The 12,669-nt window shown below is 45.6% G+C and carries 11 protein-coding genes; 1 reads left to right on the top strand and 10 read right to left on the bottom strand.

The window, feature by feature from the left end:
- The first annotated feature begins 46 nt into the window (after positions 1-46).
- Entirely contained in the window at positions 47-757 is a 711-nt protein-coding gene (locus OM978_RS07375; RefSeq protein WP_264346204.1) for an SOS response-associated peptidase, read from the top strand.
- A 148-nt stretch (positions 758-905) separates the two neighbouring features.
- On the opposite strand, the gene OM978_RS07370 is transcribed toward OM978_RS07375, so the two are convergent.
- The 10 genes from OM978_RS07370 to OM978_RS07325 all read right to left on the bottom strand — a co-directional run bounded on the left by OM978_RS07370 (position 906) and on the right by OM978_RS07325 (position 12,564).
- Positions 906-3,158, bottom strand: a complete 2,253-nt coding sequence (locus tag OM978_RS07370) for a GDSL-type esterase/lipase family protein (protein ID WP_264346203.1) — start codon at positions 3,156-3,158, stop codon at positions 906-908.
- Positions 3,159-3,231: 73 nt separating this feature from the next.
- Complete coding sequence (locus OM978_RS07365) at positions 3,232-6,267, bottom strand: host specificity factor TipJ family phage tail protein (RefSeq protein WP_264346202.1); 3,036 nt, start codon at positions 6,265-6,267, stop codon at positions 3,232-3,234.
- Positions 6,264-6,644: a nitrite transporter gene (locus OM978_RS07360; RefSeq protein ID WP_264346201.1), complete on the bottom strand. Its 381-nt coding sequence runs from the start codon at positions 6,642-6,644 to the stop codon at positions 6,264-6,266. The genes OM978_RS07365 and OM978_RS07360 overlap by 4 nt, the downstream gene beginning before the upstream one ends.
- Positions 6,641-7,123: a DUF1833 domain-containing protein gene (locus OM978_RS07355; protein WP_264346200.1), complete on the bottom strand. Its 483-nt coding sequence runs from the start codon at positions 7,121-7,123 to the stop codon at positions 6,641-6,643. Before OM978_RS07355 ends, OM978_RS07360 begins: the two co-directional genes overlap by 4 nt.
- Positions 7,120-7,590 carry a hypothetical protein gene (locus OM978_RS07350; RefSeq protein WP_264346199.1) on the bottom strand — a complete coding sequence of 157 codons (471 nt, stop codon included), beginning with the start codon at positions 7,588-7,590 and terminating at the stop codon, positions 7,120-7,122. Before OM978_RS07350 ends, OM978_RS07355 begins: the two co-directional genes overlap by 4 nt.
- On the bottom strand, positions 7,590-9,140 hold the full coding sequence (locus tag OM978_RS07345; RefSeq protein WP_264346198.1) for a phage tail tape measure C-terminal domain-containing protein: 1,551 nt from the start codon (positions 9,138-9,140) through the stop codon (positions 7,590-7,592). Before OM978_RS07345 ends, OM978_RS07350 begins: the two co-directional genes overlap by 1 nt.
- Positions 9,141-9,166: 26 nt before the next feature.
- A complete protein-coding gene (locus OM978_RS07340) occupies positions 9,167-11,221 on the bottom strand; it encodes a phage tail length tape measure family protein (protein WP_264346197.1) in 2,055 nt (684 codons plus the stop codon).
- A 115-nt stretch (positions 11,222-11,336) separates the two neighbouring features.
- Complete coding sequence (locus tag OM978_RS07335; protein WP_264346196.1) at positions 11,337-11,501, bottom strand: hypothetical protein; 165 nt, start codon at positions 11,499-11,501, stop codon at positions 11,337-11,339.
- A gap of 125 nt (positions 11,502-11,626) precedes the next feature.
- The gene (locus OM978_RS07330; protein WP_264346195.1) at positions 11,627-12,067 is read right to left on the bottom strand and encodes a phage tail assembly chaperone family protein, TAC; all 441 of its coding nucleotides are present in this window, start codon (positions 12,065-12,067) and stop codon (positions 11,627-11,629) included.
- An 8-nt stretch (positions 12,068-12,075) separates the two neighbouring features.
- Positions 12,076-12,564 carry a phage tail tube protein gene (locus OM978_RS07325; RefSeq protein WP_264346194.1) on the bottom strand — a complete coding sequence of 163 codons (489 nt, stop codon included), beginning with the start codon at positions 12,562-12,564 and terminating at the stop codon, positions 12,076-12,078.
- Positions 12,565-12,669: the final 105 nt, after the last annotated feature.

Below are 12,669 nucleotides of genomic sequence, written 5' to 3'. Positions count from 1 at the left end.
ATCACACTGTATTTATTTACAGTTATTATTTAGGCAATATGAATTTTTGACAAGCTGGGTAGGTAGGAAAATGTGCGGAAGATTGAACGTAATTGATTGCCCTGAGGTTATTGACCTTTGTGGACAGCTAGGTATTAACCTGCAAGATCAGGTTATGCCACTACGTACTAATCGTTTTATCCGGGCTACAAATAAAATCAGCATAGTGATTGAGCAAAACGGCCAGAGGCGATTACAGGATGCGATCTGGTGGTTACTACTTGATAAAACTGAACACGGATTCAAACCCAGCCAGTACACCAGCTTTAATACCAGGTATGACAAACTGAATGTAAAAGGAAGCGCCGGCTATGCAGCGTATCGGACTCAGCGCTGTATTATTCCTGCAGCTGGCTTTGGAGAGACGGAAGTTGTTGACGGTAAAAATCAGTACACAGATTTTATTGGTCAGACTGGATTGGCTTTCGGTGGACTTTACCGCACCTGGCTAAACAAAGAGACTGGCGAACCAACCTACTCCTGCTCAGTGATCACACTTCCGCCCCACCCTAAGCTAATCCCTTATCACAGTAAAGCCAGCCCGTTAATGCTGACTCCTGATTTGTTTGAATCTTGGCTTTCAGCTGATCAGAATGTTGAGGAGTTCGAAAAGTTGTTAGCTCCAAATATTCCGGTGCAACTGACTGCAATGCCGATTGATAAACCCAGTGCGTTTAACAAAATAGGTGATCTGGTTTTTATCGCCGCTGACTGCTAATGAAAGATTCGAACCCTCACTAATGTATTACTCAGTCCGCCGCATTCCTTTGCTGACTGAGTTCTGTAGCTTAGCGCTTGGACAGAGAAGGACTAAAGCGGACTCAGTTACACCCCGATTTGTTCCCAGCAAAGCCGTTGATCATTTTTTATCTATTAATAACCATGTTATGTATTTCCATTGTTGTGTCGACTTGGCTCGGAGCTGTGCCGTTGTAATAGAATCCTCCGACCAAACCTGCCCATCTTGCTGTTGATGTGCCGGTCAAGTCAGCTGTAAGTATTGCATTACCTCCAGCCCAAGCATCGTAAACAGTTAGACGTTGGACTCCGGCAACTTTCTCTATCTCAAAACGCCCCTCTTTTCTCGGAGTGGCCCATGTACCATCGGCTGATACGCCTATCAGTGAGCTAGATGGGTTTGTGGCACTACTATATGTAACCCTGTATAGTTCAAGCCTGTTGTTTGTAATAGACCGCAATAGCATGATTGCAGTCTGTTGATTATTTGTTACAGCAGCTTCTAATCCTGTAAAGCCTTGCCCTCTCAGAAGGAAAACACCTGCTGATCTGGTTGCTATGGATACATCAAAGCTGATCGATACTTTTTCGCCATCAAAGCAGCCAGCTGTATTAGATAAGTCAGACTTTGCCGGTATGTTTTTTATTGAATGTCCATCTGCAACGACGAAACTTTTAGCGAACCGCCCAACGCCAGCTAACACATTACCCGGTAACACCATTTCAGATTCTACTATTTTAAATCCTGCATAAAAAAGCGTAGCTGCGTCACCTGACACGTACGTGACTTTGTTTAGACCATATTTAAGCTTACTATGGATGAACGGTTCATCACTTCTGCGATAATTTATGCCTGATGTCGGCAGAGAACCACCGGCCGAAATTATGTTTTTTGATAAGACTGATCCATTAAAAAATTCCTTAACTGATATTTTCGGTGGGATTGTATAAGTCCCCGCACTGTAGAATTCATTATCAGTACCCAAATAGATTAAGTGTGCATTTGGTACTGATGACCATACCCATAAAGTCATCATGTCTGTTAAAGCTGGCGCACCAGATGCGTAAACAACGTTTCCGCCTTGGGCGTTATTTGAAAGTTTGAAAAAACTAGCCGAGTCGCCAACATAAGCGGTTTGACTGCTCCACGAGTTAATAGACTGCTGACCGCCATTGAATTCAACAAAATCGTTAAAGAATAGCTTTGTAGCGCATTGGGCTTTATATGCATGACCATCATTACTAAAATGTAGATTGTCATCTTGTTCAGTTGTCCAGACATAGCCGTCTGTGTTGTTCTGAATCCAATCTTTTAGCAATTGGCCGAAGTCAATTAACGGTATACCAAACTCAATAGCTAAACTTTTCTTAGCAGAGTCAAGCTCCCGTCTAGCTTCTTTATGGTCACGGGTGTTACCGAACTGACCGTTTTGGGCTTCTGCATCAGTTGTTGCCAACACTGGCACAGTACCATCATCTATAATTTTCCTGAGTAAAATGCGAGTTTGAGTAACATGGTCAGCTATTTGGGATCCGGATATCGCAATATCATTTAAGCCGAACGCGACTATAGTTACATCTGGAACACCATAGAACGGGTTATTTATTACAGCTGCGTCATAGTTGGCAACCGCCCAACCGTTGTCCATTCGCTGATTAGCATACCCAGCGTTATAAGTTTTGATATTGCTGTTGTTATATATTTCGCGCAGTATTGACTGCAACTTAGCTGGCCACGCATTCGGGGCGTTCAAGTTCTGGTCAGCGCTACCAACAGGTGATGTAGGGTTTCTTACTAGCGGAGTTGTATTTATACCTTCTACTGTAGAATCACCATAACAAGCAATTGCTACATCTTCACCTGCTTGCATTCTTGCAGCAATGATACCTAACCTATCATTGAAACTGGCATATCGTATATCTGCCGCTGGCAGTCCAGCAATCAGAACATTACTGCCAAGCAGTGCCAATGCAGCTCTGAAAGTAGCGTCGTTTCTGTTTGTCCAGGCAGTGACACCCTCCCCGCCTGTTCCAGCAACTGTGCTACCCGCAGGAACTACTTTTCCACCTGGAGGTATTTCTCCGCCCCAACTAAAAAAACCCTCTGGCGGTGTTGTTCGTTGTAAAACCTGATTGATATTTGTGATTACCCCACCTGATTCAAAGCTCCCTGGCACTGGGTATAAACCTAATGCCTCAAGTGCATTTTTAAACTTCAAATCGTAACCGTGTAATGTTGTTCGTGACAGACCTAAACGATCCGGGACACTAATTAGCGTCTTGGAGTTAGACAGTAAATCTAAGTTGCCAGCATTGTCGTACAAGTCACGAGGATCTGAGGAACCGTCAGTACCTAAAGGGTTTTTGGTGTTGTAACGCATTTGAATGCTCCATAAATGCAAAAACCCGCCGAAGCGGGTTTAGTGGTCTTTTAATAAGTGGTTTTGTAGTTCGTTAAGTTGGGCTGCTGTCGTCGTACTGATACAAGTCTGCAGAGTAATTAACCCCGCGTACAGAGCAGCGCCCCTCTTCGTCCGGGTCAATAGATTCGATGATCATCGGGTAGCCGACTTTGTCGGATGAACAGAACAGCAGGCGCGGTGGCTCTATTTTCCAATTTGGTTCAAAATCGATGGCTGATGCTGGTAAAGTAAGTGCCCTACCTCTGTATTCTGGCCAGAAATCAACTTCAGTTGGTGTAAGTAAATTAGTGACTGTACCGTCTTGCCTGCGGATCACGCAGCGAGTGTTGCTAAAGGTCCAATCTAACGGCTCTGAAACCAGTAATGTTGCTGTGCCACCGCCAATGATGATGTTTTCAATTAAGCAGCTGATGTTCTGATCACCAGGTATATCATTGGCGAATATGATTAAGTCCATGAATTGGTAAGCCAGCGCATCCATTTCCGTACTGGTGTCAACTTTCAGGCGCTGCAGGCGATACTTCATCAGCCTACGCATGCCTATGCGCCATGCTCTTGTTCTGTCGTGAACGCCGGCTAACTCAAAGGTTTCAGTTTTAAGTGCAGTTAAGCCTGGCAACCGGCATTCGACTATTTCTTCCGTAAATGTAACCGGGTTAATGTATTTCACATCAACACCGCTGTAGTCATCAGGGCCTGCTGAAGTAAACGATACTTTTAACTCTGAAGCTTGATCGTGTGGCGTAATAAGCCCCTTGGGTGTCTGATTTCCTTCACGCACAGCTGATAGCATTCCGCTTTCAAGCACAGGTAAAGACATACCAGCACCCAAGGCCATCTGAAGCGCTTCTTTAACCGTGACTTGTTTACTAAAGCTAAAGTCGAACTTTTCTCCCCTTGGGGTCCAATAATCTTCCTCCAGCTGTTCCAGCTGTTCGATATCTATTTCGCTGAGCTGCATGCCTGCACTTTCGCAGATATAGCGGGTTGCTCCATACACAGATTGATTGTCACCATTTTCGTAAAGCTTGGTGGCAACAACGCTCACTTTACGGTCAGACATGGCTGAAAGCCGTTCCCCTGTGCGAATTGTCAGGGCAATAGTGGTTTCGTCCGGATAAGATGAAGGTCTGCTTAGTAGACGACCACGAAGTGCAAACCACTGGGTTTTATCCTGACTGTTGGACCAGTCGTTGTATTCCTGCCTGCGCATGCGGATCATCGGGCGGATTGGGGTTTCAAAGTCTTCGTATTCAGTTACACCAAAACCGTCACGGGTTATGCCTGCATAGGTTTTAACAATTGTATTCCAGATGCCGGTGTCTACATCTGCCCACTCTACAATGACAATGGATTTATACTCGTGATCACGGCCTTTTTTGTCGACATGGATAAGTCCAGCTGGAAAAAACACATCCCATTCCATGCGGTCGATCACTTCACCTTCAGGGCATACCATAAAGGGCCCTATCCAATTGTCAGAAATTGAGGCTGTTGCATTGAGCGTAAAATCCAACAAGGTTCTATCTACAAAACCCGACCAGCCAGAATCCACTAAACCAGCATCCGTTAAACGGTTCAGGCTGATTGTTAAATCATCTATATCAGTGATTGCATAGTTGTTGCCACGATAACCTAACGCCAGACGCTGCTGGCCTAGTGGCAATCCAGAGAACGGTGTTCCACCTTCGTACTCGAGAGTAATAAACGCCAATTGCTCGGCTGTACCGCCTGATGAAGGAGAACCAGTTGAATACGTTGGTGAAGAACCAAACACCGCTGCTGGCGCCCCGCTTTGCGCTATGGCGCCACCTTGAAATGGGCTAGATGGTTCGATGATCCGAACCTGACCTGAATGGTCCTGAGCCACCAACCCCATACCGGATAACTGAGCTGTGAGTTCTGAAACTAACCCACTCATGTTGATATAGTCGTCGATCAGTGACAGTGACCGGGTTACACCTTGATAAGTTAATGACCAGGTCACAGGCACAGTTTCAAAATCATAGGTAGTTGGCGCTGCACTGGCCAGTACATAAGAGGCGCTACCACCGGCACCTGGCACCGGTGCGACATAAGGTGAGTAGGACGTGATCACTAAATCCACATCTTCTGTCGGTGTATCCAGAGAAACAGCCATACCAACAAAAGGCTCAAGGTCGTCTAATGGGCCAGCAATAGTGCTGTAAGCTCCGCTCATTCCGACCAAATAATTATTTGGCGTGATTAAATTGATAATGGTACCAACGGTCCAGCCACTGTAAACCGATGCGTTATTGCCTACCAGCGTAATGGTGTTGTCGCTCAGTGCCAGGCCATCAGCGTTAGAAGCTGTGATATCCACTGGCGAATCCAAATCTAAGCCAGCAGTAGCGGATTTTGAAGAACCAACCTCCGGCGCTATATACCAGTTTTCAGATCGGCTATCGCCGGATACGTCAGCACCAGGTGGGTAAACTGTGTAGGAAATGTCACTACCAAAGGCTGCAAATGGGGTTTGCCCCACTTTCATATCCCCACCAGGCAGGGCCATCGGCCCAATACCAACACTTAAAAACATGTAAGTGCGCACATCACGAGGACCAACGAACCGGGTTACTGGCTGCACTATGTAATCCGGATAAATACGGTCACGGCCAAATACTTCGCGGATGGGCTCATAAAGCCGCACAGTATTGGCCTGAGCTGTGCCGAGCTTTAGTTGATCCCCCTGCTCTTGCCCACCCATGCCGTCAGGCATCATCGACAATGAATACACAATGGCAACAGCAGCCACAGCTATTGCTATCCAAGCCAAGGTGGCTGCTTCAATGCCCTTTGGTACCGGATAAACCCTAATATCCTGAGCTGCATCAATAATATGCTTGTCCCAGTCTTTTGGCTCTATCGTCACACCATTTACATCGATGCTTATAGGGTGATGATCACGGTCAAGATCAAAGCCTTTTACCGTGCGCCTTAACCACTCTGCAATAGAAATAGTGCAGTAATTCACATGCGTTTCAATGGGTACGCCATTTTCAGGGTAAAGGTTAATTGGATGGCGGGACGGATACACCCTGATCATAAGTAAAACTCCAGCCGCAAATACCTGCGCTTGAACCGTCTGAGTGGGGTAAATGTGACATTGGTGCCCGGGTTACATTCAGCTACCTCTAAGCCAGTTGGAGTATTCACAACCATAGCCACATGCACCATGCAAGAGCCTTTATAACAAGCCACTCCGGCGCCCTCTTGCGGCTCACATGGGGTGAGGTTTTGTATTAATTGTTTACCCATTTTGTGAAGGCCGTTTTCGCGTTTGGTTACACCATCAAAAATCGGCCATGGCTTTAAGCCAAGGTCTTCACGTAGCTTCATGATGATGCCGTAACAGTCAACTTCAGGCCAAGCGCGGCCACCCTCCACGTATTTGCCGTAGAGGTAGTGTTCTACATTGATCATGGGATGTACCGTAGTCCGGGGTGAGTGTTTGGAGTGAATAACTTCCGTGGCCAGGCTGTATCTAAAATATTCATGTAGCCGGCAACAATATCTGCCTGCATGGGTGTCCAAGCGCCACCTTTTACCGTCAGCGTTAACGGCGGTTCTGCAGGCGCTGCCAAATCAGCAGAGCTATAGAAACGGCATACAACAACGCCCTTTCGATCAGCCTCGATCATTTCTCTTAAGTAGGTGCTTACCATGCCAGCCACATTACAAATAGCTATTTGCAGATCTTGAGTACCATCAGCATTTCGTGCTGGCCTAGCCACCTGTAGCGGGAAAGCTTCAAATTCTTTTACTTCAGCATTTTCGAGAGTGGCTGTTATATCGGTGAATCCGTCGACTAAAAAGAAGTGATTAACACCGTCATTGAATTCAAGCGTGGTTAAAATAACTTCTTCGCCACCACTCACATACAGGGTATCTAATACCGTCATGCCTCAGGCCACTCCCTGTTTAAAGCCAGGTCGATCACATTCATATACCGGATAGCTGCAGGGTAATAAGTCACCCACATAGGATCCATTGTTGGGCGCTCCCAGAGTTCGAGTTCTGCCGAGTATCGCCAGTAGTTTGGACCGTCAAGCTCTCCGCCTTTATAGATATCCATGAATCGACATTTGTAAAATTTAACGCCTTCAGGGGTGCGTAACTTCATATTGAACCAAAGCACACCGTCCATCAGCACGTGTTGGTACCACTGCTCGAAAAGCAACGCTTGTCCGGGCTGAATGAAAATCCAATTAATGGGGGCCTGAGTTGGAGTACTTTGATAGCGGCGTCTTTGTTTTGCCCTGCCAGATTGCATGTCAGTGCGCATCAGCGGGCTAACTGGGGTAAGGCCATAACCTTCACGCAATGGCAGTGGCAGCAGGTCGTGTGGATATTCCGGCAAATCGGCCATTATCTTTTTCTCCTGCTAACTGACCAACCACCCTGCACCGCTTTGCTCACATCGCCACGGCCAGTAGCTAAATCGCCGGATATTTTCCGGTAGGCCATAGCAGCGCCATCCGCGGTAGCCTTTTGAATTAGCCTCAAGGTTTTCTCGTCCGGATCGCCGTGTATTACTACTGGTACTGATATGGAGATGTCGTTACGGTTTACTGAGCCTATCTCAGCAGCTGATGCACCTCGCATAGCTGGGATACCATCATCGAACTTTGGCATAGTCGCTAAGCCTTCGTTGTAGCCTTTCATCATTTCATTATTTAAGTTTAAAAAGTTGGTAAGGTCTTTATTCTGATTAGGGCTAAGAACACGCTCTCCAGCATCAAGTAACCAAGTGCCCTCTCTTGGTATATTGTCTATACCATCGTGAGCCATACCAGCGATGCCTGAAGTAGAGAAGGCTGTAACAGCAGTTACAAATGGTGCGGTTAAACCGATAGCCGTGGCTGCTGCTGCGGGCGCAAGAGCTGGTCCGACTATTGGTATTGCAGCTGTAGATGCAAAAGCATTGATTGCTGCCATTTGTTGTGATGCCAAAGCATTAAAAGTCATAGCTGTTGCGGCGCCAGCTTGAGTACTTTTACCAACAATCATCTGAACTGCCTGATAAACCAACCATTCAGCAGCCATCTCTGTTAATGCATTAATAACAGCGTTAGACATGCCAAGAGCCATGCTTTTGAAAGCATCTTCAACACTTGATGTGCCAGTAATAATATCGGCCAATCCATCACTGATAGCAGAAGTGGAACTGCTTAAAATTCCATTTACTGCATCCGCCATGCTTTGAAACTGATTTTCGTATTCCTCTGCATAATTAAGCAGCGCTTTATTTGCTCCAGCAGCCCAGTCCGCTTCAACTTCTGCAATTTGTTCGTAAGAGTTTTTATAGATTTCCAAACTCTTATCTTGGTAGTTTTGAAGTTCTTCTAGTTGGGCCTGATAAGTCTCTGAAGACATGCTGGATTTTTCCGCATTCAACTGAGCTATCATCTTGTTGGTTTCTTCCCTGATTTTTTGTTCTTCTTTTAAACGCTGGATCTCTTTATCGCTACCTCCATAGGCTGCCAACTGATCAGTGTAACCCTGTTGCTGATTTCTCAGCATTGCATCCAAACCTGCCCTCTGATTATCCAGGTCAATCAGTTCGTTTTTCTTTTTAAGCTGTTCATCTAGTGCAACATTCTGCTGATGCTCTATCCGTAATTGCTGCTCGTTGGCAAGCAGGCTCTTTTGATCTGCGGTAAGGATTTTCTTTTCTTTAATATCGGCTATTTGCTGTTCAAACTCAGCCAATGCTTTTTGTGATTTAGTAAGATTTTCGCTGCTTTCCAACTGTGCTGATAAAGCGGCCTGCTGCTCGTTTAGCTGCATAAGCAGGCGCTGAGCTGCTGTGTCGGTTATTTTGCTTTTTGTTTCTTCGTATTTTTTGTTTATGTTGGCCAGAAACTTTGCAATTGATTCGTCTGATACCAGTTCATTAGTAGGGTCAGCCCTTCTCAAGTCTTGTACCGTCTGCCAAAATTCCTTTAGTTCTTTATTTTTTTCTCAGTTTTACTGGCAAGACTATCCATTTCTTTAGATAGTCGCTGTGATGCTTCAATGCCTATTTTCGTTAACTCTGCCCGAAGGCGCTCTCCGTTTGCGTCCAGCTCCATCTTGCTCTGCTTGGTTTCAAGCAGGTTTATTTCTTTTTCTAAGTACTTTATTCTTTGCTGATCAACGACTCCCAGTGGGGCTGCAGGTGCTAAACCTGCACCAGTAATTATTGGTGTTGAAGACGTGGTTGGATTTTTTGCACGTTCTAGCTCTGCACGTAATTTTTCAAGTTGTTCTGATATTTGCTCCGGCCGGCCAATATCCATTATTGAGTTTAAAGCACCTGAAGAAGCACTTTTAATACTGTTCCAAGCGCTTTCTATGTAGCCGAGACTTTCCAGAACTTTTGATGTTCTATCTTCAGTCACATCTGAATAGGTTTTCATAGCAAGAGTTGCCGCTTCCTGCGTTCTACCCTGATCCTCTAAAGCTTTAATCTGCTCATAAATAGCTACAGTCAGAAAATTTTGCTCTTCGTTTAGTTTGGCTATTTCCTTAGCTGGTTCTTTGGCTAATTTCTCAAATTCTTTGACTGTATCGTCAATGGCCTTTCCGGTAACTTTCTCCATGCGAACGGCGGATTCTGAAACTAGCGCCAACTGAGCTGCAGTGAATTTTCCGGTTGTCGCGGCGGCGGCTATTGCTTCAGCTGCTTTGCCCTGCGTTCCTATTGTGGCTGACAGTTGCTTACTCATTTCATTAAGGCCATCAACCGTTACTCCGGCTGCATTACCCGTAAAAATAATTGAGTCACGGAACTTATCCTGCTCAATGCTGGCTTTGTAGTAGGCGTAACCTAAAACACCTGCTGCACCTGCTGCTACTGTGAATGGATTGATTAAACCCGCAATATAACCCGCCATTGCTTTAACCGCAGGCAACCCGCCGCCAAACTGGTCTTTAATTTGACCACCCTGTTGTAAAAATACAGTGAATGGATTCTGCCCGCCCTGCAGTGATACAACAATGTCTGTGAATTGGGCTGGTAAACCAGCAAGCGATTGCTTTAATTGTTTTGCTGAAAGCTCTGTAGCTTTGTTGGTATTGGTTAAGTCGTTTAATGCCTTTTTTGAACGATTAACCTCTGCTGACATTCTTTCGAATTCAGTAGAATTTATTAGACCTTTATCTAAACCCGACTGAAGCAACCGCTGTGCTTTATCTAGTTCTTTAAATTCATAAGTTAACGGATCTAACCGCGCTGAAAGCCTTTGTAATTCAGTAACCTGTTTACTTGTTTCTACTTCAGCCAAACGCTGCGCTTCTGTGGTGCCATCAATGGCATTGCGCATTTCATTTAGCTTAGCCGTGGCCTGATCATATTGAGTCTGGTTTATAGTTCCTGCACTTAAACCAGATACCAGCTTTTGTTGCTGAACGTCTAATTCTGCAAGCTTTGTGTTTACCGGGTCTAAAAGCCGTAAAATATTGGATAGCTCTTGTTGCTGCTTTTCTTGCTCCGTAGCTAGCTTGCCAGCAGAGGTATAAAGCTTGTCATATTCCTCTCTGGTACTGGCTAGCTTGGCCGAATAGCGTTCAAAATCATCAGTCGAAACCAGGCCTGCTTTTAACCCTTCCTGCAAGCGGTTTTGCATGATGTCTAACTCTGCATACTTCGCAATGGCTGGATCCAGCTGATTGACGAGCTGGCTTACTTGCCTGGCTTGCTCAGCCAATGCTGAATTAGCTGAATAAACCTCATCACTCATTTTTTGAAGTTGAGACGACAAGCGATCGTAAGTTTGATTACTGACCGCACCACCTGCCATTAAATCATTTAAAACGCGCTGCGAATCTGCTAATTCACGTAGCTTTGCTGTTGTAGGATCAAACTGCTTGGTTAGTTTTTCTAAAGCCTTTTGCTGGCGTTCTACCTGGGCATTCATTTGATTGAATACACGGTCAGCACTGGTATAACCCTCGGTAAAACTGCCGGTGTTCAGTACCAGATTAACAGTTAAATTGCCAAGCGACTTATTTGACATAGATTGCTATGCCTCCCGGCATTGACTTAATTATTTTCCAATAAAAAACCCGCCGAAGCGGGTTCTATTTATTTTTGAATTTTCCAGAGACTGAGATCGATATAGCTGATGAGCATCATTGGGACACTTTCTTTGTTGAGCGCCTGAATTTTACTTTAGAGCTATTAGCTGATTTTCCTGATGCTTGAGCAGCGATAAACTTAAAGGCTGTTTCAAAACTAACTGGTTCTTCGCTGGCAGCATCTTGAGTTGCGTATATCCGGAACTTATTAAGTTCCATTTTCCCGCCGTTAACACTGCTCAACAAATGCATTTGCGCTGCAGCTATGTCTACCATCCTGTGCTGAGCGGACAAGGGCCCATGTTTTTTTCTGAATGACATCCATATCAGAGCTTCTTTATATGTTAGGTTTCGCTTGGCTTCGTTGATTGTTCGGCCGCCGACTCCGGCGAGGACAAGGTCTGCCCAGAATTCTTCGTCGGAACTAATGACTTTGGGTCTGCTGATTCACCCACACCGTTCGCTTTACTTATTGCGCCAAGCAGGGCAAATGTTAGACCTGAGCAAATAGGACCTCGTTCGGCACTACCAACTATATCGGCGGCAGAGAACACAGTTTTGTTGTTTTGATCTACCACGCTTGCGGCAATTTTGGCAGCGACAGCATCGATACCTTGGTTATGATGCAGGCTTTCCTGGACAACAGTAGCGTAACTCTTCAGGCGAATATAAGTGTCACAAGTAACAGTTTCGCCTTTATCATTTACCCAGCTGATTTCTTGCTTTACAGGCTGAGCTGGGGTGAATGCCCCAGCCTCCTGAAGTGTTTGTAACGTAAGTTCCATGCTTCACCTTATGATGCTGATTTTGGAACAGGGATTGGATCACCGCCTGAAATGCGGATACCAACAGTTGAAGCCACCACCGCGTTGGCCGCGAACGAGAATGGAAAGCTGTTCATAAAACCTTCGAACACAATCCACGAACGGTCTTCTGGTAAATCGAACATGTATTCACCGTTACTATCGGTGGCTACTTCAGGCTCGATATCTTTACCGTCTGACCAACCGATTGCCCACGGCAGTACAACTTTGCCAGTTTTAAGGGCGTGCAGACGGAAATGTGAAGTGTCGCGAGGGTCTGGATTAACACCAAAAGTAACAGTGCCTGGTTCAGACATGCCGGGTTCATAAGTGTTTGATTCCGCCTCAAGACATGAAGTGACGATATCGCCGATGGTAGCGTCGATACCATCAATGGAAGTTACACAGTTAACTTTCAGCACTAAGCCGTTTTCAGGGTCAATGGTGTAAAGCTGTGTTCCTTGGGTTCTGATTGCCATTTGTGTTGCTCCAATACTGGATCGCACCGCCTCACGACGGTATTAAAGACTGCAAAAGCAGCCGGTCTATTTCCTTGCGCAAGGAAACAAAAAGCCCCGGCATTT

The organism is Rheinheimera sp. MM224, assembly GCF_947090785.1.
In the GTDB taxonomy this organism is placed as follows: Bacteria; Pseudomonadota; Gammaproteobacteria; order Enterobacterales; family Alteromonadaceae; genus Pararheinheimera.
This window is presented reverse-complemented; position numbering and strand designations above follow the sequence as displayed.